18 protein-coding genes are annotated in these 22,436 nt (G+C 45.2%); 9 read left to right on the top strand and 9 right to left on the bottom strand.

What is annotated here, in order from left to right; genetic code table 11:
• Positions 1 to 32: 32 nt before the first annotated feature.
• Both QUA34_RS08775 and QUA34_RS08770 read left to right on the top strand, forming a co-directional pair.
• The gene (locus QUA34_RS08775; protein ID WP_333076209.1) at positions 33 to 248 is read left to right on the top strand and encodes a hypothetical protein; all 216 of its coding nucleotides are present in this window, start codon (positions 33 to 35) and stop codon (positions 246 to 248) included.
• Between the two features lie 155 nt (positions 249 to 403).
• On the top strand, positions 404 to 1,300 hold the full coding sequence (locus tag QUA34_RS08770; RefSeq protein WP_333385734.1) for a pirin family protein: 897 nt from the start codon (positions 404 to 406) through the stop codon (positions 1,298 to 1,300).
• Positions 1,301 to 1,767: 467 nt separating this feature from the next.
• Here QUA34_RS08770 and QUA34_RS08765 read toward each other — a convergent pair whose 3' ends face one another.
• From QUA34_RS08765 to QUA34_RS08755, 3 genes are all read right to left on the bottom strand, one after another.
• Positions 1,768 to 2,346, bottom strand: coding sequence for a TIGR04376 family protein (locus QUA34_RS08765; protein WP_333082689.1), 579 nt, complete (start codon positions 2,344 to 2,346; stop codon positions 1,768 to 1,770).
• 326 nt (positions 2,347 to 2,672) lie between these two features.
• Entirely contained in the window at positions 2,673 to 3,893 is a 1,221-nt protein-coding gene (locus tag QUA34_RS08760) for a hypothetical protein (protein WP_333385731.1), read from the bottom strand.
• 673 nt (positions 3,894 to 4,566) lie between these two features.
• The gene (locus tag QUA34_RS08755) at positions 4,567 to 6,489 is read right to left on the bottom strand and encodes an ATP-binding cassette domain-containing protein (protein WP_333385728.1); all 1,923 of its coding nucleotides are present in this window, start codon (positions 6,487 to 6,489) and stop codon (positions 4,567 to 4,569) included.
• A 126-nt stretch (positions 6,490 to 6,615) separates the two neighbouring features.
• Between QUA34_RS08755 and QUA34_RS08750 the strand changes: the two genes are divergently transcribed.
• Positions 6,616 to 9,207: a DEAD/DEAH box helicase family protein gene (locus QUA34_RS08750; protein WP_333385725.1), complete on the top strand. Its 2,592-nt coding sequence runs from the start codon at positions 6,616 to 6,618 to the stop codon at positions 9,205 to 9,207.
• A 227-nt stretch (positions 9,208 to 9,434) separates the two neighbouring features.
• Here the strand turns inward: QUA34_RS08750 and QUA34_RS08745 are convergent, their stop codons facing one another.
• Positions 9,435 to 9,626, bottom strand: a complete 192-nt coding sequence (locus tag QUA34_RS08745; protein ID WP_333385722.1) for an AraC family transcriptional regulator — start codon at positions 9,624 to 9,626, stop codon at positions 9,435 to 9,437.
• Positions 9,627 to 10,017: 391 nt separating this feature from the next.
• Here QUA34_RS08745 and QUA34_RS08740 point away from each other — a divergent pair, with 391 nt between their 5' ends.
• A complete protein-coding gene (locus QUA34_RS08740; protein ID WP_333385719.1) occupies positions 10,018 to 10,389 on the top strand; it encodes a DUF4342 domain-containing protein in 372 nt (123 codons plus the stop codon).
• A gap of 86 nt (positions 10,390 to 10,475) precedes the next feature.
• Here QUA34_RS08740 and QUA34_RS08735 read toward each other — a convergent pair whose 3' ends face one another.
• The 3 genes from QUA34_RS08735 to QUA34_RS08725 all read right to left on the bottom strand — a co-directional run bounded on the left by QUA34_RS08735 (position 10,476) and on the right by QUA34_RS08725 (position 12,635).
• Entirely contained in the window at positions 10,476 to 11,807 is a 1,332-nt protein-coding gene (locus QUA34_RS08735; RefSeq protein WP_333385716.1) for a serine hydrolase, read from the bottom strand.
• Positions 11,808 to 12,097: 290 nt separating this feature from the next.
• Positions 12,098 to 12,430: a hypothetical protein gene (locus tag QUA34_RS08730; protein WP_333329446.1), complete on the bottom strand. Its 333-nt coding sequence runs from the start codon at positions 12,428 to 12,430 to the stop codon at positions 12,098 to 12,100.
• 31 nt (positions 12,431 to 12,461) lie between these two features.
• Positions 12,462 to 12,635 carry a hypothetical protein gene (locus QUA34_RS08725; RefSeq protein WP_333329449.1) on the bottom strand — a complete coding sequence of 58 codons (174 nt, stop codon included), beginning with the start codon at positions 12,633 to 12,635 and terminating at the stop codon, positions 12,462 to 12,464.
• Positions 12,636 to 12,911: 276 nt separating this feature from the next.
• On the opposite strand from QUA34_RS08725, the gene QUA34_RS08720 reads away from it, so the two are divergent.
• Both QUA34_RS08720 and QUA34_RS08715 read left to right on the top strand, forming a co-directional pair.
• Positions 12,912 to 14,777 carry an AAA-like domain-containing protein gene (locus tag QUA34_RS08720; RefSeq protein ID WP_333385713.1) on the top strand — a complete coding sequence of 622 codons (1,866 nt, stop codon included), beginning with the start codon at positions 12,912 to 12,914 and terminating at the stop codon, positions 14,775 to 14,777.
• 298 nt (positions 14,778 to 15,075) lie between these two features.
• The gene (locus QUA34_RS08715) at positions 15,076 to 15,672 is read left to right on the top strand and encodes a Uma2 family endonuclease (protein ID WP_333329456.1); all 597 of its coding nucleotides are present in this window, start codon (positions 15,076 to 15,078) and stop codon (positions 15,670 to 15,672) included.
• A 13-nt stretch (positions 15,673 to 15,685) separates the two neighbouring features.
• Here QUA34_RS08715 and QUA34_RS08710 read toward each other — a convergent pair whose 3' ends face one another.
• Positions 15,686 to 16,444, bottom strand: a complete 759-nt coding sequence (locus QUA34_RS08710; protein ID WP_333329459.1) for a 5-formyltetrahydrofolate cyclo-ligase — start codon at positions 16,442 to 16,444, stop codon at positions 15,686 to 15,688.
• 114 nt (positions 16,445 to 16,558) lie between these two features.
• Between QUA34_RS08710 and QUA34_RS08705 the strand changes: the two genes are divergently transcribed.
• Entirely contained in the window at positions 16,559 to 19,333 is a 2,775-nt protein-coding gene (locus QUA34_RS08705; protein ID WP_333385708.1) for an AAA-like domain-containing protein, read from the top strand.
• Between the two features lie 230 nt (positions 19,334 to 19,563).
• Here the strand turns inward: QUA34_RS08705 and QUA34_RS08700 are convergent, their stop codons facing one another.
• A complete protein-coding gene (locus tag QUA34_RS08700) occupies positions 19,564 to 20,028 on the bottom strand; it encodes a COP23 domain-containing protein (RefSeq protein WP_333213399.1) in 465 nt (154 codons plus the stop codon).
• Between the two features lie 345 nt (positions 20,029 to 20,373).
• Between QUA34_RS08700 and QUA34_RS08695 the strand changes: the two genes are divergently transcribed.
• Both QUA34_RS08695 and QUA34_RS08690 read left to right on the top strand, forming a co-directional pair.
• Positions 20,374 to 20,871: an HNH endonuclease gene (locus QUA34_RS08695; RefSeq protein WP_006633674.1), complete on the top strand. Its 498-nt coding sequence runs from the start codon at positions 20,374 to 20,376 to the stop codon at positions 20,869 to 20,871.
• Between the two features lie 246 nt (positions 20,872 to 21,117).
• Positions 21,118 to 22,392: a bifunctional oligoribonuclease/PAP phosphatase NrnA gene (locus tag QUA34_RS08690; protein WP_333385703.1), complete on the top strand. Its 1,275-nt coding sequence runs from the start codon at positions 21,118 to 21,120 to the stop codon at positions 22,390 to 22,392.
• Positions 22,393 to 22,436: the final 44 nt, after the last annotated feature.

Raw genomic sequence — 22,436 nt, 5'->3', positions numbered from 1 at the left:
GATGATTAAGGTGTCGAGTTCAAAACAATTTCATGTCTCCAGTTAATCTTCTCCCCGGCGCTATCAACGAATTAATTGCCACTGTCACCGATACCCACCGCGTTACCAAGGCTGACCGCTACGGCATGATGGCCGCCATCCTTGATGAGTCCATCAGTGAAGAAGAACGTGGCTCACTCGATCGTCTGATTCGCTCCCTGGTCAAAGGTCGGATTCAAGTCAGTGATGAACTCTCCATCATCTCGTAAGCAGAAAGCTCGTTGAGAACTCGACACTCTAAAAGAGCTTTCGATGGGGAAAGTTTAGACCAGTCACTGATATTGCGATCGCCCTCTACCAGGATAGCTTTTTGTATAATGCACTTTTGAGATAGACGATTAGCGTTCCCAAATTCATAAACATTATGACGGATACCATCCAGCATCTCATTGAGCCACACATTCAAGATTTAGGTGGATTCCAAGCCCGTCGCTTGCTTCCCTCAGACGTTCTAGCGCTGGTAGGCCCGTTCATCTTTTTTGATCATCTGGGCCCTGCGGTGTTTCCACCCGGCCGGGGCGTGGATGTCAGACCCCATCCGCACATCAACTTAGCAACCGTCACCTACCTCTTTGAAGGGGTTTTGCTGCATCGCGATAGTGTGGGCAGCGTTCAAGAAATCCGTCCCGGTGCGGTGAATTGGATGACAGCAGGGCGAGGCATTGTCCACTCCGAACGCACGCCTGACGACGAACGCAGCAAAGAAGCCATCCTGCATGGCATCCAAACCTGGATAGCACTTCCCGATGAATACGAAGAAACCGACCCCTGGTTTCGGCATCATCCGGCAACTGAACTGCCTGTTTGGGAGGATGCAGGAGTTTCGTTCACCCTAATTGCGGGTGAGGCCTATGGTCGCACTTCCCCAGTTCAAATATTTTCACCCATGATTTATCTGGACGTACAACTGACTGCTGAAAGAGAATTTACCTTACCGGGCCATTACAGCGAACAGGCGGTTTACAGCGTAACAGAGGGGCTTGTTATCGATGGAGTGCCTCTGGAACAACATCGGTTGGCAGTTCTCACTTCCGGCACTGAAGTAAACATTTCTGCTTCAGGCAAGGCTCGTTGTATTGTGATTGGCGGTGAACCTGTTGGTGAGCGCCATAAGTGGTGGAATTTTGTTTCGAGTCGGCACTCGCGCATTGAGCAAGCTAAACTCGATTGGAGAGAGGGGCGGTTTGGTCAGGTTCCTCAAGAGACAGAGTTTATTCCGCTGCCAGAAGAGCCACCTTCTCAAGCCGAGCAACCGTTGTGAATAACCGCAGCGATATTTAAATTAAAAAACAGTTTTTTGATTCAGAATCTGTCTTTTGCACATGAGGGGGTTGTCACCCCGTCAGATTGGTGGATTGACAGCCAGGAAAAATCATAGATTTTTTTACTTGATTAGACCTTTTGTTTCTACCATAAATCTGCAACGCCAACTAATTAGGTGAGAATATTGTAGGGATGATTGATATCATTTCCGGTTACACCGGAATGATGTTGACGGTTGACGGTTGACGGTTGACGCGGTGAACAGTGAACAGTGAACTCTAATTTACTATTCCGATGCTAACGGATTTGATATGATTAATTGTCCCTAGAATTTTAGGAGGGTAATTATATCAAGTCGGATTGAGCGATCGCCATACCGCACCCTATGGGGGGTTGACGAATATTTGCATTAGGAATCCGAGTTCCGGCTGAACCCGTCCCTACAGGATGGGGAGGCTTTCGTAACTATCGGCCTATATTCCGCTTCATTCGATCGAGTTCTTCGTCTGCTTCCCAGCGTTGAAACTTTTCTTCTAAAGGATCGGCCGCATTAAAACTATTATAATTTGAACTCTGATTCCAACCCTTTGTATCCCAATTTGGCTCTGTTTTAGTGGTGGTAGTTCGAGTTGCAGCTTCTGCGGCTTTTGCTCGAACTTCTTTTCGCCGTACTTGAATTTGGCGGTACAGTTCTTTTGCTTTTTCAATCCGTTCTTTGCAGCCTTGCATTTGACCCCAGCGCTGATTTCCCTGACGCAGCAAAGCTGCTTGCCGCTCTTGGGCTGCTTGAGCTAAATCGAGCCTTTGAGCAGCTTTAGCTTTGTTGATGCGATCGTTCCAGCGCTGAATTTCTTGGGCGGCGGAGAGAATTTCGGCTTGCAGTTTTTTCTCTTGTTTTTGGATATCGAGAATCAGCCGCAGAGTGTCTTCTTCTTGTTCCTTCAGTTGTTCTTCTATTGCCTGCAATTCCAGATGGGGATTGCTACGCAAAAATTCTTCTAATCTGGTTTCTAGAAAGCGGCTGAAATCATCAAATAAGCCCATTTTTTATAATTCCTCAGTCATTAGTCATTGTCATTAGTCATTGTCATTAGTTATTAGTCATTGGTTCTTAGTCACTGGCGATCGATTATTGATCCTGAGTTGTTAGTTATAGCAGAAGAAAGTTCGGTAACGAATTGGGGAAGCGATTTAACGGATAGAATCAAGAAGCAATAATAGCAATGGTTTCAGCAATTAAGAACGTCTTGGCGGTTCCTATATTATAACTGTTTTCACTGCTCGTGATATACAGCCCGATCGCTGCCCATTACCGATTACCGATGATCTAACTCATAACTAATGACTAATGACTCATAATTGATGACTGATTAGAACTTTTGGCCGACAAAAACCGATCGCACATCTCCTCCCTTGCGAATCACAGCTTCTTGATTTTTGATTTCTGCCAGCGTCCAACCGCTAGCGCCGATGCTTTCGCCCACATAAATTCTGCGGGCTACGCCGTCTACTTCAAACAAAGCAGCCGATCGATCGCCCAACTCCAAAATCCCAACCAGCGTGTGCGCGGAAGTTGGGGCGCTGCTGACGGCCGGTGCGGATTGCTCCGGCGCGGGCGCGGATTGCTGGGCTGCAGGCGCTGGTGCCGGTTCGGTTTCGCGAGCCAAAATCTTTGGCTGGGGAGACTCCGAGGGGGAAGGGGAAGCGGCGAGGGGATCTCGATTTCCCGCAGCGGCGATCGCACGACCGGAGGCTGGAGCAGCAGGTGAGGGGGAAACTGCGCTGGTTTGAGGAGCAGCGGGAGCCGCAGCTACCGGAGCAGCCGGAGCCACTGTCACCTGAGCGGGGGGAGGGATGACTACAACTTGGGGTGCTGGTGCTCCCGGCTGTGAGGCAGCTTGTTCGAGGGCATTAGCAATGCGGTTGACTGCGGTCGAAAGACCTGCAGTTGCCGGCGGCGCGCCGGAAATGGGAATGCTCGGCAGCGTCCCTGGGGTGGGGGCTGCGGGAACTCCTGCAAGTTGGGGGTTAGCTTGGGGTGCTTTTTTTTGTTCGATCGCTTCTAGCGAGCGCTGCACGTATTCCACAAACGGGGTATCTGGTGCTGTTTTGCCACTTGCTGCGGGTGCCTCTGGTGCGGGGGCGGCGGGCAAGCGCACGAGTCCCGACCTGCTTGCGAGCCATAACCCCATGACTAGCAGCAGCGACCCAAATGCTGCTCCCAGTAGCATTCTGTCGAATGATTGTTTGGACTGCTGTTTTTTGGCTGTTTCTAGGGCGACTTGGCGGGCGATCGCTTCTACGTCTTTTTCGTCCCGCTGCGGCTGGGGGGGGGGCAACTGCGACAAAACTATTTGAGGTACCGAGATCGACTTGAGCGCCACGAATTCTGGCTGCACGGGCTCGGATGGCAGTCCGCCGCTGCCGTCGAATGCTCGATCGACTCCTTCAAACAGTTCGTCCATCAACTGATCGGCGTAGGACTCTACTGCCACTGCTTCGGCTGGCACTGTTTCGACTGTCGCAACCACGGCGATCGGATCTGACCCTGATTCCAAAGACATCTGTTTGGCGATTACTTTTTGAGGCATAGTTTTCTGTTTGCTCCCGCTCCTCGACAACCCTGAGATTCTCAACTATCAGACTTCTACAGGATACTTGTGATGTTGACAATTCTTGGCTCAGAACAGGTCAATTGTATCTCACTCATCACCATATTTTTAGTCCTCGGCCAACTTACTTTGCCCGATCGACTTTTGTTTTACCTGTTTTGGGACTTTTCGCCCCTGTTTTCTGCTGCCAGTCTTATTTGCTTACCCTGACTTTTACTGCATATTCTACTGCTTTTGTCAACCCCACCCTCCGGGCCTTCGCAGTTTTTGACACACAGCTTTACTTGGGGCGATCGCAAAAAAAACGGGTTTTTTGTCGCTGTTTCCGATCGCCTTGCAGCTTTGACAAGGATTTCAGACTTTTATCGGTCTTAAGTTTGTTGGTCAGTTTGCTTTACTGTAGTAACAAGCAACCGATTTTATAACTTTAATACTACCATAGCTTCATCACACTTAGGTAATAAATTGTCAAAGGTTGCCCAATCGTCGGTTAAATAAGCATTTTTCCTAATATATTACAATACTATTTGTAATATAAAAAATTTTTAAGTTTGTCAATATATTCGTTTCAACATGAATTTTTTTCAGTCATAATTCATCTAGCTCCTGTCCTTGTGAGCAGGAGCTAAACACAACACTCGGACAACCTAAATTAACCCACCCGTTCGGCCAATTCCAACCAGCGCTCAGTCGCCCGATCGATCTGCTGCGTCAACTGAGCCAAACGATCCGATAACTTCTTCACCTCTGCAAACCCGCTGGGAGCATTGTTAGACAACCTCTTTTCAATCTCTTGTTTCTCAGCTTCCATCTGCGGAATTTGACTTTCTAATTGTTCGTATTCCCGCTTCTCATTGAAGGAAGCTTTAGTAGTTTTTTGAGTGGAAGTTTGGGATTTTGAATTGTTAGCTTCAACGGTGCGTGTAAGTTTTTCTTTGTCCTTTTGCCCTTTGATTTCCTTGGCTTCTTCGGCTTTCTTGTAGTCTAAATACACCGAATAATTGCCGGGATACAAACGCAAATTACCGCCCGGTTCCAAGGCGAAAACCATGTCGATCGTGCGATCGAGAAAATAGCGATCGTGGGACACCACAATCACGCAGCCGTTAAAATCTTCGAGATAATCCTCCAAAACCGCCAAAGTCTGCACGTCTAGGTCGTTTGTCGGTTCGTCCAAAATCAGCACGTTCGGCGCACTCATCAGCACTTTCAACAGAAATAACCGGCGCTTCTCCCCGCCAGAAAGTTTGTTAATCGGTGCATACTGTTGGTTCGGTGGAAACAGAAACTTTTCCAACATTTGAGAAGCGGTAATGATTTCCCCATCCGCCGTTTGCACCAACTCGGCCACACTTTTCAAGTATTCAATAACTCGCTGGTCTTCGTTGGGCGTCAAATCCTCTGAATGCTGGTCAAAATAACCGATATGAATGGTTGTGCCAATTTCGACTGTACCCGAATCCGGCTGAATGCGTCCGGTGATAATATCCATCAGCGTCGATTTTCCCGCACCGTTGCTACCAATAATTCCAATCCGGTCTTCGGGTGTGAAATTGTAGGTAAAATCTTTAATTAAAGTGCGATCGCCGTAAGCTTTACAGATATTCAATAACTCAATCACCTTCTTACCAATTCTGCGGCCCGCTGTGGCAATTTCGACTTTGCCGTTGGCTGTTTTAAACTCCTGGGCTCGCATATCTTTAATGCGATCGATCCGAGCTTTTTGCTTGGTACTCCGCGCTTTCGGCCCGCGTTTGAGCCATTCCAATTCGCGCCGCAATACACCCGCGTGTTTGCGAACAGTGCTGGCGGCGGATTCTTCAGCTAGGGCTTTTTTCTCCAAGTAATAAGCGTAATTGCCAGCATAATTGTAAAGGTCGCCGCGATCGATCTCTAGGATGCGATTGGTAACGCGATCGAGAAAATAGCGATCGTGCGTAATCAACAGCAAAGCACCGCGATAGCCATTCAAATAATTCTGCAACCACTCCACAGATAGCGCATCCAAGTGGTTTGTCGGTTCATCCATCAGCAACACATCGGGCTCGGACAACAAAGCCGTTGCTAAGGCAATTCGCTTGCGGTAGCCGCCGGACAAATCGGCAATTTTCGCATCAAAATCCTCAATCCCCAACTTGGTCAAAATCAATTTCGCTTTCGTTTCCAAGTCCCACGCATCCACCTCATCAATGCGTTCAGATACCGCAGACAGACGCGCCATCAACTTGTCTGTATCGCCTTTGCCGTGGGAGAGTTGAGCGGAAATTTCCTCGTATTCGCGCACCAAAGCCATTTGTTCGCCACTGTCGGCAAATACTTGCTCTAAGACAGTGTGATTTTCGTCTAAATCCGGCTGCTGGGGGAGATAGACAATTGTAGACCCTGGATTGACCCAGCGATCGCCAGAGTCGATCGACTCCAAACCCGCAATCATTTTCAGCAGGGTTGATTTGCCGGAACCGTTGGTGCCGATGAGTCCGACTTTATCGCCTTCATCCAGGCTGAAGCTGGCATCTGTCAAGAGTTCCTTGATGCCGAAGTCTTTTTTGATCGATCGCAGAGTAAAAATAGTCATCTGTATAGAAAGTCATTTACCTGACTTAGTTTAACGCAAGTTCGATCGAGTCCGGCTGCATCGATATGGTCTGTCGTTCCTTGTCTGCGGTAAAATGTATGTAAATTACTAAATACAGGGAATTAAATGGTTAAGTTCCGCACATCAACATCTGAAGCCCCTAAACCGGAGTCTATTGTTCTCATGTTTCGGGATCTTGAACGTGACCCATCGATAAAGTATTTATATTCTCACCAAGATAAAGTTCTAGAAGTATACTATCAGAAACATCTTCAGAATAAAGACTTAGCTATTGAGTTACCTACAGGCACAGGTAAAACTTTAGTTGGTCTTCTAATTGCCGAGTATCGTCGGCGAGCCTTTAAAGAGCGCATCGTATTTTTATGTCCAACGAAACAACTTTGCTTTCAGGTTAATGAACAGGCTCGTCGCTATGGCATAAAAACTGCTTTACTCGTTGGCTCTCAAAGCGGATACAATCCAGCATTATTTTATGAATATCAGCAAGGTAAGGCAATTGCTTTAACTACATATAGTGGAGTATTTAATACTAATCCCCGTATTAATAATCCTGAAGTAATTATTTGTGATGACGCACACGCCGCAGATAACTACATTGCCGATCTCTGGACACTTTCTATTGATCGGACTAAGCATAAGGACTTGTATATGTCTATATATAGAACACTTGAGTCAGTTATTCCTGACTACATGAATGACAAAATTGAAAGAGGTGGAAGTAGTCGGTTTGACGAATATTCAGTAGATTTAATTTCTCTGATTGCTTCTCATAAATATATAAATCAAATTACTAAGATAATGGGAAGCTTTGTATCGGAATATGACGATCTAAGGCATTCCTGGGGCCTATTATCGTCTCATCTCGAAGCTTGCTCACTTTACATATCTCCCAGAAAGATTGAGGTTCGTCCTCTAATTCCACCTACTCAAACTCATCCTCCATTTTCAGACGCAAAACAACGTATCTATATGTCAGCTACGCTAGGAGAAGATGGAGATATAGAAAGAGTATTCGGAGTTAAAAAAATTGCTCGATTACCAATACCAGAAGAATGGAATAGAAGAAGTACAGGAAGACGACTAATTCTATTTCCAGGTCTATCAGATAATCAACAACCAATGGATACGGCAATTGCGATGCTCAAAGAGATTGACCGCGCTCTTGTCCTTGTCCCGGACAACAAAACACTTGAGGGATGGGAGGAAAAGTTACCACAATCACACACACTTATTAAGTCAGCTCAAATCGAACAAAATTTGGAGGCATTTACTAAAGAATCAAAACCATCTGTATTACTTTTGGCTACTCGTTATGATGGAATTGATTTACCAGGCGATGATTGCAGATTCATGATCCTGGATGGAGAGCCATCAGCTTCAGGGCTACAAGAAATGTATATGCGAACAGGTCTTGGCGCTTCTTCTCAGCTACATAACCGTATTCGCACTAGAATCACTCAAGCACTAGGTAGGTGTACTCGCGATGAGAGTGATTACTCAGTAGTCGTAGTTCTTGGAGACAAGTTGACACAGCGATGCTGTACTACTTCTTTTACTCAAGGTATACATCCTGAACTTCAAGCCGAAATTGCGTTCGGGCTAGACAATTCTACAGACCATGAAACAGCAGATTTTGTGGAACTTGCGGAAACGCTTTTGAAACGTTTACCAGATTGGCAGCAAGCAGAACAAGATATACGTAAGCGGCGTGATTCTTTTTCAAAAATTTCAGACTCTACAGCAGAAGCGCTTAAGAAATCGATGCCTTATGAAGTTGATTATGTGTATGCTTCATGGAAGGGACAACATGAAGATGCTCTCAACTTGGCTACTAAGGTGTTAGAAGCTTTAGAAGGCGGAGAAGACCTTAAACCCTATCGAGCCTTCTGGTATCATCAAAGTGCAACCTCTGCTTTCTTAGCTTGGAATCATTCTAATATTGAGACCTTTAAATTTGTAGCTATTTCAAATTTAGAAAAAGCTTCAGCTACTTCACAAAATATTACTTGGCTTGACAAAATACGTTCTCAGCTTTCTGGAAAGGCTGTTGACAATAATTATAAAAACTTGCCCACACAAGAGTGGTTCTCAATCATATTCAGGTTGCTTGAAAAGTGGAAGATTGTAGGTAGCAACTACGCAAAAGAAGTATCTAAGGTTGAACAAAGTATCGAAAATAAGGAGGCTAAAATCTTCGAGAGAGGTTTATATTTACTTGGACAAATGCTTGGTGCTAATACTCATCAATGGACAGATGACGGTGCTCCGGATGGACTATGGATTTTTGGTAGCTGGTGTGCGTTGGTGTTTGAGGCAAAAACTAACGAAAGCGCTGATGGTGGAATTTCTCTAGATACAGTTACCCAAGCACGCAGGCATGAAGAGCGAGTGAGATCGGATCAGCTAATTCCTTCATTTGTACCGTGCTTCACTGTGGTGATTTCTCCACGCACTGGTATACACAAATTGTCAATTCCTCATATTGAGGAAATTTATTATATTTCTCATCAAGAAGTCGTTAAGTTGTTTCAGGATGCTTCAATAGCACTTGGGCGAGTCCGAAATTCTGCCAGTGGTAGCACAGAGGAATCTTTACAGGTCAAAGCCCTACAAGTCTATACTGAGAAAGGTGTATCACTCCAAAACATCAAAGATCGGCTCCTCAAAATAAAATTGAAAGATCTACAAGTTCAATAGCACGGTAATTAGTTTCTAGGATTTTTCTGTACCTCAGCTACCTGAAAAAGGCTATAATTAGTAAACGGGCGATTGATCGCAGTTTCAACCCGATTCGCCGTCAAGAAATTCTCTCTACTGCTCAAACTATCTATGTCAAATAGCCGCGATCGCGCTTCCTTAATCAATCGCTCTTTTTATTTCAACAACTGCTTCTCCCGTTTTACCCGTTGCGCGATCGAATATTCTTAGGGAGATGTGCCTATAAACTGCTTCAACAGATGACTGAAATGAAATTGACTCATGCCCAGCAATTGAGCTAAATCTGCAAGCTTAATATCTTGATTCAGATGTTCGTTGATGTACTCGGTTGGCGTTTCTGATTTTATTGTGCTTTGCCAATGCGATGCTATCTCTGGGATGCTTTTGGGAACTGGCATTGCAAGACATAGGTCGATTGTGCCTAGATAGCAATCACTTTTGAAGTCATTGTAGAAATATAAAATTTTAATTTTAATAATTTTCCCTGACTTTAGTTCGCTTGGTGTCCAACTTAAAAATCCAACACACAGCAGCCACTTTGACAGGGCTAGCAGGACGCACCTTACTTATATCTAGAGACGGGTTGTTTCAACAATATCTTCTCTATCTTCAGGAATACATAAGCCCGCCCCGATCTAACCAGACAAAAATAAAGTTTTGAGTAAAAAGGCAGGGGTGGAAAGTACGAATGCAGATTGTAGGGTTTCCTTGCCTGTCATTCCCAAGTGCGATCGCCGAAGATAAGAGTATAGAAATTAAACGGCTGGTTTTCACCCGCCCTTACACAAAATGAACTTACAAAAAGAACAACAAGTAACAATTCTACAAGACGAAACAGCAGCGGCAGGAAATTCAGCCAACCCAACAGTTGAAACTCCTTTATACGCTTCAGAATTTGCAACAGAGGAAAAAGTCAGAGTGGAAGAATTTAAGATTAGCGGCGACAGCCTAATTGGTAAAGTAAAAGAACTAATACAGCAAGGAAAACTCCGCCGCCTCGTCATCAAAAACTCGCAAGGGCGGACTTTGGCAGACTTTCCGCTGATGGCGGGATTGGTAGGCGGCGTTGCAGGATCAGTCGTCTTTCCAATTGCTGCTGTACTTGCTACAGTGGGAGCAGTTGTGGCTCATTTGACTGTAGCCATCGAGCGCCAAGAATAGTCATTACTCATTAAAAATCTTCTCTTCAAGTCCGCGAAGGCGGACTTTGTTTGTTTAGTAGCGATTTCAATCGCCGACTTGTCTGCTCAACGCAAATTATCCGGTAGTTTCGCCGCAGGTTGGTCTAAATAATTGTAAACAATCCGCGAAATCCGACGCACAAAATCTCTCACAATCGGGTCATTGTAAGGACGTTTGACAAATATTGCCGCTAAATAACGCTTACCGTTGGGCATATCAATAATTCCGGCATCGCCAACCACAAAGCCGATATCTCCGGTTTTGTCGGCTATTACTGCTCCCGGCCCCAAGCCTGAAGGCAACAGGGTTCTAGTTGTTGTGTGCCGCAGTAATTCTAATGCTTGTTCCCGACTCGATTCAGAAACTAATTTATCGCGAGATAGCATCGCCAGCAACTTTACCATATCCACAGAACTTGTGGTATTTGTTCCTTGAAAATCGCCCAGCCAATTGCGAATTCTGGTGTCCGTTAATCCCCAACTGCGAAAACGCTCGTTGAGTTTAGCAATTCCCCCCAAACGTTCAATAATCATGTTGGTGGCTGTATTGTCGCTGATGGTAATCATTTTATCTACGGTTTCTCTGATGCTAAACCGAGTGCCATTTGGTTCGTCTTGCATAGTTCCAGAACCGCTGGCTACTAAGTCGGACTTCATAACTAATGTTTCGTCTAGGCTAACTTTGCCTGCGTCTACATCTTGATAAAAGGCTATCAGAATAGGTAATTTGATGGTACTCGCGGCCGGAAATACTCGATCGCCTTTGATATCCAAATAGTTTCCTGTATCTAAATCCAGAAAAAACATTCCGGCGCTCAGGGATCTATACTGTTCGATCGCACTTTCGATTTGAGGCTTGATGGCTGTCATTTCCGAGCCTGTTGACAGCCCCAAATCAGCCGAATAGTTTCTCTGATTTCCCGGCGAAACAGAGGGCGTAACTTGAGCTGTTGTTTGTTCTATCCGGGTAATAGCTGTTGGTATAAAAGACTCGTTCCCCGCTATTTGCTCTGGATTTGGCAACTGAAACGACCAGCGCGTGGCAGATTCTCTAATGACTCGGACTTTTTGCGGGTCTAACTTATAACCGGGAGTTAATTGTATCACTAACCTGGTAGTTTCCGTGTCAAACTGCCCGACTCTAATCTGTTGAATAGCTGAATTGTAGCTTTGAGGACTTTCGGGATACTCCAAGACTATTCCCGGCAAATCAATTACTAAGCGGGTGGGATTAGCAATGAGTTTAACTTCCGGCTGCACTCCTGAATCTGTGGTTAAATTGAGTTGGTTTTCCTTGGGATCGAAGTGCCAAGATGTTAGTGTATCAGCTTTTGCGGGCAGGGCGATCGAGAAAAGACTAAGGGCGGCCGGCAACAGCCATCGCAGTTTTAGAGTCATGTTTGAAGAGAAAGAGTTTACGGCTGCAACGAGAAAGCGGCTGAAAAAACCTGATCAACCGCTTTCGAGACGAAGCACATAGCATCATACAGTCAAATCTTGCCCGCAGCCGTAAGTTTTTTATTTGCTTTGAGAGTATTGCGTTTCCGGGACTGATATCAGATCCGGTTCTATTACCCCTTTTTCTTCTTGTCTCGCGCAGGCGGACGAAAGTTTGTACTGTCGCGAATTCTCTGGGCAGAATTCTTGTTTTGTAGGCACAAATTTTATTCACATGAGATGAATTCAAGTTAGGCGACTTCCCGATTTCTAGCATCTTCGAGTGAGTCGATCGCAGCTTTGAGAAAAACTTTTCCTTTCGCAACAAATCGGCGATCGCTCAAAGGATCGTAAGCTTCCCAATTACCGCTAACTTCGCGATCTCGCCACAAAAACCAGCAGCGGTAGATTTCCCCGCTATCTATATCATCGCACAAAGCCAGCCAATCATCCCCCGTGAGAGCGCTGGCATCTAATGCTACCAATTCCATCCATGCAATTGCAGTGCAGGCATCGATCGCCTCAGCATCAACGGAGTCAAATTTGGTAGCTATAGGTTGCGGCGAACACAGTGTAGACTTCATAATTTCTCCTTAATTAAATGAATGAATTTGCCTATTTATGCAACTGGCCCGGTATACCAAGTGGAAAAACTGTGTTTTGATAAATTTCTGGTTCGTCAAATTTACCAGCGGCTGATGCTTCTGTTAAATTATTAAGTGTATTAATTGTGAAAATGGCGGCGGTTCCCAAAGCGGCCATTGCCAGTCTGTGTAAGATTTTGCTCATTTGGCTGCTCCTTTTTTGCTTGGTGTATCTACTCTAAAAAGTTAAGTGGTGAGTAGCGGCGGAGATTGGGGAGTTAAGAAAAACTTTTTCTCATCAAATATATTCAACTGTTGAAGCCGTTATCAGGACAGAGTTTGAGGAGTCGAGCGCCAAAAAAACCTCCCCAAGTAAAATTCCTTAAATTCCGGCTGGCTGATTATCTTCCTTAAAATCGCCCAAAATAGGAACTTAAGGGGTTAAAATTTCTAGATTCGTTCCCCTTTCACTGCAAGCGAAGTGCTCAAGTCAACACGCGATCGCGGTCGCATTCTCACTGCCTCTGGCTTAAAGAAACTTAACGAGGCGCTCCAAGAATGGTCTGACCGATATAACATTAGAGGTACTCTGACTGAAATCGAGGCTGAATCTGGCGTCGGTGCGGATACAGTCAGCAAAATTAAGCAGGGTAGAGAAGGTGCGGATTTGAGTAAAATTCGCCAGTTGTTCGCGGCTTTTGAGATGACTCTGGCTGCTAGCGACCATCGATCGGCTAAACTTGAGGAACCGACAAATTTAGACGAGCTGGACAATTCGCCGGCAGGGGAAGATACAGCCAGCAACAGAATTGTTAAAGTATTTGTCAGTTATCGCAGCGCCGAACCCGATCGCGAGTTAGGAAAACAGTTGGAAATGGCTTTAAGCGCGATCGGGCATACAGTTTTTACAGCAGAAAATAACATTAGATTAGGAGATAATTGGTTCGATCGCATTAATTCATTCCTCCAAGAATGCGATTATTTGCTGCTACTGTTGCCACCAACGGGAAATCAAAGCGAACTGCTAACATATCAAGTTCAGCAAGCAAAAGAACTGCAAGACTCCCGCCCTGACAAGAAACCAATAATTCTCCCCATCCGCGTCGGTTTTCCGCTGAATGCGCCTCTAAATCACGACTTGCGGGGCTATCTGTACCGCATCAAACAGAGGGAATGGAAAACCACCGCCGACACTCCAATTATTATCGAAGAAGTCCTGAATTTACTAGCAGAAGAACCCGCACCAGTTACCGAAGAAACGGAAAGTTTAACACAAAAACAGCTATTAGAAATTAGCAGCGACGAAATACCTCTACCCGCCGCTGAACCGGAATTACCGGGAGGACAAGTGGATGTCGCTTCTCAATTTTATGTAGAACGCCCGCCCATCGAAGAACGCTGTTATCAAACTATTGTGCAGCCCAGCGCCTTAATTAGAATCAAAGCACCAAGACAAATGGGCAAAACTTCCTTGATGGCAAGAATTTTGCATCACGGAGCCCGTCAAGGGTATTGCACAGTGCCACTAACTTTTCAGTTAGTAGATAAAGCCGTATTCGCCAACTTAGATAAATTCTTAAAGTGGTTTTGCGCTTACGTCGGCCGCGAGTTGCACTTACCCAATCAATTAGATGATTATTGGGACGAGATATTTGGCAGCAAAGTCAACTGCAAAGATTACTTTGAAAAATACATTTTACCACAAATCGATAGTCCTTTAATTTTAGGATTAGACGAGATCGATCGCGTTTTTCAATATCCCGACATTGCCGAAGACTTTTTAGGACTGCTGCGGGCGTGGCACGAAGAATCCAAGCGGCGCGACATCTGGAAAAAACTGCGATTAATTGTAGTTCACTCCACCGAAGTTTACATCCCAATGAACATCAATCAATCGCCTTTCAACGTCGGACTGCCCGTAGATTTGCCCGAATTCAACTCTCAGCAAATACAAGATTTATCAGCGCGCCACAACTTAAATTGGTCTAATGCAGAAGTTGAAGAATTAATGGCAATTGTCGGCGGACATCCGTATTTAGTGCGAGTTGCATTATATCACATTTCGCGATCGAATTTGACACTCGATGAATTAAAAGAAACTGCGATCGCAGATGCGGGAATTTACAGCGACCATTTGCGCCGGCAGTTGTGGAATTTGGAAGAATATCCTGAGTTGGCGCAGGGGATGAGAGAGATTGTGGCTGCGGACTCTCCGGTGCAATTAAAGGCAATGCAGGCTTTTAAGTTGGACAGTTTGGGGTTGGTGAGATTGCAGGGGAACGAGTGCATTCCGAGGTGCGAACTGTATCGACAATATTTTCGATCGCACTTGAGCGCGATCGGGTAAAATTTGGTCAGTAACTGCGGTAAGTAATAATCAGGTGAATGATAGCCATGAACGATATTTTTTTGATAACTTCCGATAATTGGCTAGATTGGATAGCCGTATTTGGTTATCTAGCTTTTACAGCTTTCATTGCATGGCGCGTGTTCACCACAAAGTAGATATATTATGAAGTTACCTTCTTCCTTTTTTTCTTTCTTACTTCGCGTCCTAGCGCTTACGCGCCGCTTCGCGTAACGCGTCTTCACGGTTCGTTAAATAAAAACTAAAATAAGACAACAATTAACTCGGCTATACAGTTATGTCGCCCGTCGAAAGTGTTGCAGCAATTCCGAACGATCTGATTTTCCGCTTGAGCATCGAGCAGTATCATGCGATAATTCAAGCTGGTATTCTCACGGATGATGACTCTGTAGAATTGCTGGAAGGTTGGCTGGTTTTCAAAATGCCAAAAAATCCACCGCATCGAGCAACAACTCGTCTTGTCAGAACAGCTTTAGAGAATATTTTACCCCCTGGTTGGTATGTCGATTCTCAAGAACCCATCACGCTATCCAATAGCGAACCTGAACCTGATCTAGTGGTTGTCCGAGGAGATACGCGACAGTATCTCGATCGGCATCCGGGTGCGGAAGATATTGCCCTGATTATTGAAGTATCCGATACGACGCTTCAACGCGATCGCACTGTCAAAAAACGGATTTATGCCCGCGCTGGAATTTCCATTTATTGGATTGTGAATCTTGTGGAAGAACAGGTTGAGGTGTACTCTCAACCAATTGCTGAAGTTGAGCAGCCAGATTACAGTCAAAGATTAGATTTCGGGCGATCGGCTGTTATACCGATTATTGAAGGGATAGAAATTGGGGCGATCGCTGTGAATTCTCTTTTGCCTTAATTTTGATTGAAAGCTATTTGTTAGTGGTTAATTGCTCTCTAAACTTTCGCAAAATTGGAATTTGTGCCAACTGTTCCGGCCGTATACTATCCCAGTCTAACCCAATTGGACGCGGATAAGTTGTATTAGTTTCAATTACCTCCTGGGCAGTAACAATCCAATTCAGCGCCCAATCGTGAGCTTGCATTGGTAAACGCGAATCTGCGACTATTTGCAAAGGATGCACTGTTGTTACAATTGGCGTATCGATTTGTACTAACCCGAATTCCTTCAACATAGCCAATTCCAAATCCGCAAATCCTGCACCTTTCCCGGTTCTTCCACCGTTGGGACCCGCGGCTACGCAGCCGACTATTACTAAATCAATCGGCTCCATTTCTGCAAAACTTACCAATTTTCCGCAACTCAGTGCTTTGCGGGCGATCGCACTTTCGGCAATAGATATATTTTGTCTCTGCAAATCCTCAGCAGTCAACTCAACAAAACAGCGATCGTCTGTCAATCGCGGTACTGCCATATACAGGCGTTTCCCATCTTGCAAAGCTTGCATCCGCACCGGAATTTGTGGCGAATCTGGATTGCACTTAATCGTTTTTGCTTGTTGCCATATTGGTAAAGTTGCCAATCTTTCGGCAGCCACCTGTGCACCGACAAAGTTGGGAATATGACCGAACGCATCGCCAATAGATGCGGCTTGCTGCTTCAGCAAAGACCAAATTTCAGCTCTTAACTTGTCTTTGTCGTCGTTATATCCCGTCCAATCAGTTTTCATACTGTATTGTGTTACAATTAATCATACATAATTATGCTTTAATACCGCCTCACTTCTTCAGTCCGCGAAGGCGGATTTTGTTTTTGTAGTAACGGTTTCAACCGAATAACTTATATGAATTCTACCACGAAGCCCAGTTACTATCAAGTCGGCGGCAGTCTCACCAATAACGCTCCGAATTATGTGAAGCGGCAAGCCGACGACGACCTTTATAACGGATTGAAAGCCGGAGAATTTTGCTATGTTTTGAATTCCAGGCAAATGGGCAAATCTAGCTTGCAGGTGCGGACAATTCAGCGGCTGAGAAATGAAGGAATTGCTTGTGCTGCGATCGACATTTCGGAAATTGGCAACCGCGGCGTTACTCCCGAACAGTGGTATGCTGGTTTGCTACGCATTCTCGAAAATAACTTTAACCTGTCGGATATTGTCAACGTGCGTACTTGGTGGCGCGATCGCAATTTTTTAACCCCGGTTCAAAGATTGAGCGAATTCATCGAAACCGTACTTTTACCCAACATTACCAGCAATATTGTCATTTTTATTGACGAAATCGACAGCATTCTCGCCCTAGATTTTCCCGCCGACGATTTTTTAGCCTTAATCCGATCGTGCTACAACAAGCGCGCCAACAATTCAGAGTTCGATCGCCTAACTTGGGCCCTCTTAGGTGTAGCATCGCCGACGGATTTGTGCCGCGAGCAAAATGCCAGCAGCAATACCCCTTTTAATATTGGCAAGGCGATCGAATTAACTGGTTTTGACGAAACAGAAGCTCAACCGCTAGCAGCAGGGTTGGCAGACCTGACAGATAGCCCTCATGAAGTTTTGAGAGAGGTTTTGTATTGGACGGGCGGGCAACCTTTTTTGACTCAAAAGCTGTGCAAACTTCTGCTGGAAAATCCACAATTAATCCCGAATTTACCCCCCCCAGCCCCCCCTTGCCAAGGGGGGGAGAAAGATGCTGCCACCGCTTGCCAAGAGGGGGAGAAAGATAAAATTCACACTTCTCAAGAGTGGGTGGAGAAAGTAGTGCGCTTGAAAATCGTGGAGAATTGGGAAACTCAAGATGTGCCCGAACATTTGTCCACAATTCGCGATCGGCTTTTCAGAGAAAACCAACGGATTGTCAGGAGACTCGGATTGTATCAGCAAATTTTAGAACAAGCTGAAATTGTCCCCGATGGTAGTGCCGAACAAATGGAATTACGATTAAGCGGATTAATCGTTAAGCGTAGGGAAAAATTAACAATTTCTAATCCTATTTATCAAGCTGTATTTAACCAAGACTTAATTGAACAAAAATTAGAAAAACTCTCGCCTTACTCCGAAGCCATCAAACTCTGGCTCAATTCTAGCTGTGAAGATGATTCCCAACTGTTGCGAGGAGATGATTTGCAGTCAGCATTAGTTTGGGCGACAGGGAAAAGTTTGAGAAACGAAGATTTTCAATTTTTGACAGCCAGCCAGAAAGTTATTTTGAGCGACCAAAATCAACTGCTGCGTTCAGCTACACTAGAAACTAAAAAAGCTGTCTGTGATGCCAAAAAAGCTTTGAGTGAAGCTCACTCTGCCAAACAAAAAGCCAAACAGTGGATCGGCATCGGTTCTGCGGTACTGGCAGCATCGTTACTGGCAGCGATCGGCTTTTCAACTCTTGCTTACCAGCGGTTTAAATTAGCACAAGCAAGTATTGAAATCGAACAAAATGGCAGCGATGCTTTATTGTTAGCGGTATCTCAAAAAACCGAAAACACGGAAGCTTTATCAGAAGCTTTACTGAGGGCGATCGCCTCCGGTAAAAAATTAAAAACATTGGTTGAAAACAAACCTAAGCTAGAACAATACCCAGCAACTAGACCGCTGTTAGCCTTACAAATAATTCTCGATGAAATTAGTGAAACACAGGAGGTAAAAGCCTCATCAAGTCCGCAAATAAAGATCCAGTGGCAAGCTCATAAAGGTGCAGTTACCAGCGTCACTTTTAGCCCAACTAGGCAAATTTTAGCAACCGCAGGAATAGACGATACAGTTAGGATGTGGAACTTTTCCGGGAAAAAAATTGCTGAATGGAAAGCTTTACAGCGGTCAGTTAATATGGTAAATTTTAGCCCAAACGGTAATTTTTTAGCGACAGCCGGAAGGGATAACACGGTTAAAATATGGAATTTATCAGGTAAAAATATTTCTACTTTGAAAGGAATCCAAGGCTCTGTTACCAGCATCAGTTTTAGTCCCGAAGGAAAGTTATTAGCCGCGGCAGGGATAGACAGCTATGCTGCAATTTGGGATTTGTCTAAACTGCCACAATTAGTATCACCTAGCCAGAAACTCCCAGGTCACAACGGCTTAGTGAGAAGCGTAAATTTTAGCCCAAAGGGCGATTTCATAACGACTTTAGATGGCAAATCTACAGTGCGACTTTGGAATTTGTCGGGCAAGCTAAAAAAAACACTGCCTGTTCAGGCAATTGGGATCAGTTTCACTCCGGCTCAACACCAGTATCGCTTTGCTACAGTAACATTGAATGGCAAAGTTGGGCTGTGGAATCTGTCAGAAAAAGAATTAGTTAAGGAATTTCAAACCTTGCATTTTGATGCGAAATCAATTAGTTTTAGCCCCGACGGAGAACGGCTGGCTACAGTGGGAATTGACAAGACTGTACGGCTGTGGAATTTAGCGGGGCGGCAGGTTGCTCAATTTGAGTTCGAGGAGAATGTTGTTAGTGTCAGTTGGAGTCGAGACGGAAAACAAATTGCTGTAGCTGGAAGCAACGGCACTGTATGGTTGAGGCAGGTTGAAGGTTTAGAAGAATTGCTGAAGCAAAGCTGCAATTTTTTCGCCACTCAACCGAAGTATTTTACCAGAGTTTCAACTCTCTGCAAGTAGGACACGGCAATGCCCATTAGTCCGTTAGTCATCCATCAAGTCCGCCAGGGGTTGAAACCCCTGTCTAATAGCGAAAGTCCTCTCAAAGAGGACTGAAGAGAAGAATCTCAACTCATTAGTCCTCTTTTAGAGGACTTTAGCTTTGAGGCAGGGGTTTCAACCCCTGCCGGACTATTGGTTGTACCTTAAGTTGACACCTATGGGCATTGCCATGTCCCTACTAATGACTATCAATTTACCTTAACAGGCGAAACACTTACATTAGGATTTGTGACTCTTCTTAAGAGTTCTTGTCGAGCTTGTTCTGGATTTTGGCCTTTGGGTACTTGATATAATAATCTACAGGAACCGTCTTGAGGATTAGCTGCACAAATAATTAGTTGACCGGTGGGCGATGCACCTGCTGTGACAATATTCTCCCAAGTTCCTTGCGGTTGTGAGTTGTTGAGAATTCCTGAGACTCTGGTGCACCGAGTAATCGCGTCTTCTCCTGATTCATTGAAATAGTTATCAGCTAGCCACAAAATAACGGGAATATTTTTGCCTTGTTGGACAGCAATTGTAGCTGGGCGACCGCCAGCAGCGCCACAGAAGAATGAAGGCGTTTGAGCAAAGGCTGGACTGTTTGCTAAAATCGGAGCAACAAGGGCAATAATTGACGCGCTAAAAGCTGACTTTAAGAGCCGAAATTTCATGAGCAGTAATAAGCTTTTTCATTTAAGGTTACTAATAGTCTAAAAAGTTAAACTGTTTGTTGCCGGGAAGATTAGGCATTTAGAGAAAAAAATAAAGTTTATTCTGCAAATTTTTGCGATCGCACACACTGGCCTCATCTAAGCCAAAACTTAGGGAAAAAAGCTCGCTGACAAACACCAAAGGCAGAAAACAGGTGCAGCCACAGGGGGCGCAAGCGCAAAGGTATAGGGTAAAGGAGTGGTTTTGCACCGTTTTTTGCGCTCCCCTCGCTCTTTCTGAGGTTGTCCCACCTAAAGGGGAACCTGTGTTAACATCGAAAAAAATATTCTCTTTAATAATCAACAATGGGCAATGTTCTGGTGCTGAACGCCTCCTACGAACCCCTTAACATCACCAATTGGCGAAGGGCGGTAGTTTTGTTGCTGAAAGGAAAAGCAGAACAGGTAGAACACAACGGGAAATTTATTGCGCCAAACTTCCCGCTACCAACTGTGATCCGACTGCGGCATTACGTCCGAGTTCCCTATAAGGATATTCCGCTGACCCGCCGGAACATCTTGCACCGGGACGCACACTCTTGTCAATACTGTAGTTATACGGGCGACGATTTAACCCTCGATCATGTCATTCCCCGATCGCGCGGAGGAGGCGACAGTTGGGAAAACCTCGTCACCGCTTGTGTCCGCTGCAATGTCAATAAAGGCAGCCGCACGCCAAAAGAAGCGGGAATGTCGCTGCGCTATCCGCCTAGGAAACCTCACAGCGGTCTTTATTTTGAAGTCACTAAACACGTTAAGAGCGGTATGCACAAAGAATGGCAAAAATATGTAATAGGCCTTTAAAACCCCTGTCAGCGCAAGCGCGGGGGTTTTTTGCGGAAGTTCTGAGTCCTGAGATTGCTTCGTTCCTGGGAACGCACACTCTCTGCATGAGTTAAAAAGTTAAACAGTTAAAGAGAGAATTTACGCTCTTAAATCGGGTTTCTAGTAAGAAGTATGGGCTTTGACAACAAAGCATCTACAAAGAAACCGGGTTTAAGATAGAATGTCGCGCAAATCCTGAAATAGTTAAAGTGTTAATTTTTAACGATGAAAGACCATCCCCCTAACAATTCCGATGAAACATCCGGCAACCGCAAAGTTGAGCTTGAGCCCAGCAGCGAGGTTGTAGCCGAAGTGAATGCGCCTGGGAAACGGCGCAGCAAAGCCGAAGTTGTTTCCGAGGAAAACCGCAGCCGTCTCCGCGAGGAATTGCACGATCGCAAAGTCGAGCAATTGCGCCAAATGTTCGATCGGCACAAAGGCACTCGCCAGTTAATCTTGCTGCAAGATTTTCCCGATCCCGACGCACTTTCCAGCGCTTGGACTTACAAATTAATTGCCGAACAATACGATATCCAATGCGAGATTATCTACGCCGGCGCCCTCAGCCACCAAGAAAATATTGCCTTAGTTAAATTGACAGGGTTGCCGTTGCAGCGGTGGACGCTGGAAACAGTAAAGACTAAGGATTTGTCGGTGTTTCAGGGCTGCGCTTTCATTGACAATCAAGGGACGACTTGTAACTTAACCCAGTATATTTTAGCGGCTGGAGTTCCGATCGCCGCCGTCATCGATCATCACAATTTGCAGGGGGAAATGAACGCAGAATTTACCGATTTGCGCCCTCAAATCCGCGCTACAGCCACCATTTTTGCCGAGTATTTACAGTCTGGAATGTTAGCTCTCGACGCCAGCGTCAGTCTGCACATCAAGTGTGCTACAGCTTTGATGCACGGTTTGCGCTCGGATACGATCGCCCTCAGACAAGCTCAGGAAGAGGACTTTTTAGCTGCGGCTTATTTGAGCCGGTTTTACGACCCGCAGTTGCTGAATGCAGTGTTACAGTCGTCTCGTTCTAAGTGGGTGATGGACGCGATCGAGCGATCGCTCAAACACCGCACTGTCCAGAACAATTTTTCGATCGCCGGCATCGGCTACCTCCGCTATGACGATCGGGATTCTATTCCCCAAGCGGCGGACTTTTTAGTAACAGAAGAGAACGTACACACAGCAGTTGTCTACGCAATTGTTCACGACAAAGACGAAGAAATTGAAGTGGTAATTGGCTCCCTGCGAACTAATAAACTTACTCTCGACCCCGACGAATTTATTAAAGAAGCCTTCGGTCAAGATGCTCAAGGACGCTTTTTTGGGGGCGGCAGAAGTCAAGCTGGAGGTTTTGAAATTCCGGTGGGATTTCTTTCCGGCGGGAATGAGAAGAGCGATTATGCAAGGCTGAAATGGGAAGTATTTGATGCTCAGATTAAGCAAAAATTGCTAAATTTAATTAGTCCTAAAGACAATCCTGTTTACGATCATTAACTCTGGAGTTTTTAGGTGCAGTCTTAATTCCAGCAACAGCCTGG

This window comes from Microcoleus sp. POL10_C6 (assembly GCF_036701585.1).
GTDB lineage: Bacteria > Cyanobacteriota > Cyanobacteriia > Cyanobacteriales > Microcoleaceae > Microcoleus.
The sequence above is the reverse complement of the archived record's forward strand: the minus strand, read 5'-3'. Positions and strand labels throughout refer to the sequence as shown.

Coding starts and splice junctions, on each gene's coding strand:
- QUA34_RS08705 (WP_333385708.1), top strand. CDS start 16,559: ATGAATTCTACCACGAAGCCCAGTTACTATCAAGTCGGCGGCAGTCTC.
- QUA34_RS08725 (WP_333329449.1), bottom strand. CDS start 12,635: ATGAGCAAAATCTTACACAGACTGGCAATGGCCGCTTTGGGAACCGCC.
- QUA34_RS08745 (WP_333385722.1), bottom strand. CDS start 9,626: ATGCCAGTTCCCAAAAGCATCCCAGAGATAGCATCGCATTGGCAAAGC.
- QUA34_RS08750 (WP_333385725.1), top strand. CDS start 6,616: ATGGTTAAGTTCCGCACATCAACATCTGAAGCCCCTAAACCGGAGTCT.
- QUA34_RS08715 (WP_333329456.1), top strand. CDS start 15,076: ATGTCGCCCGTCGAAAGTGTTGCAGCAATTCCGAACGATCTGATTTTC.
- QUA34_RS08695 (WP_006633674.1), top strand. CDS start 20,374: ATGGGCAATGTTCTGGTGCTGAACGCCTCCTACGAACCCCTTAACATC.
- QUA34_RS08735 (WP_333385716.1), bottom strand. CDS start 11,807: ATGACTCTAAAACTGCGATGGCTGTTGCCGGCCGCCCTTAGTCTTTTC.
- QUA34_RS08710 (WP_333329459.1), bottom strand. CDS start 16,444: ATGAAAACTGATTGGACGGGATATAACGACGACAAAGACAAGTTAAGA.
- QUA34_RS08690 (WP_333385703.1), top strand. CDS start 21,118: ATGAAAGACCATCCCCCTAACAATTCCGATGAAACATCCGGCAACCGC.
- QUA34_RS08770 (WP_333385734.1), top strand. CDS start 404: ATGACGGATACCATCCAGCATCTCATTGAGCCACACATTCAAGATTTA.
- QUA34_RS08755 (WP_333385728.1), bottom strand. CDS start 6,489: ATGACTATTTTTACTCTGCGATCGATCAAAAAAGACTTCGGCATCAAG.
- QUA34_RS08775 (WP_333076209.1), top strand. CDS start 33: ATGTCTCCAGTTAATCTTCTCCCCGGCGCTATCAACGAATTAATTGCC.
- QUA34_RS08760 (WP_333385731.1), bottom strand. CDS start 3,893: ATGCCTCAAAAAGTAATCGCCAAACAGATGTCTTTGGAATCAGGGTCA.
- QUA34_RS08765 (WP_333082689.1), bottom strand. CDS start 2,346: ATGGGCTTATTTGATGATTTCAGCCGCTTTCTAGAAACCAGATTAGAA.
- QUA34_RS08700 (WP_333213399.1), bottom strand. CDS start 20,028: ATGAAATTTCGGCTCTTAAAGTCAGCTTTTAGCGCGTCAATTATTGCC.
- QUA34_RS08730 (WP_333329446.1), bottom strand. CDS start 12,430: ATGAAGTCTACACTGTGTTCGCCGCAACCTATAGCTACCAAATTTGAC.
- QUA34_RS08740 (WP_333385719.1), top strand. CDS start 10,018: ATGAACTTACAAAAAGAACAACAAGTAACAATTCTACAAGACGAAACA.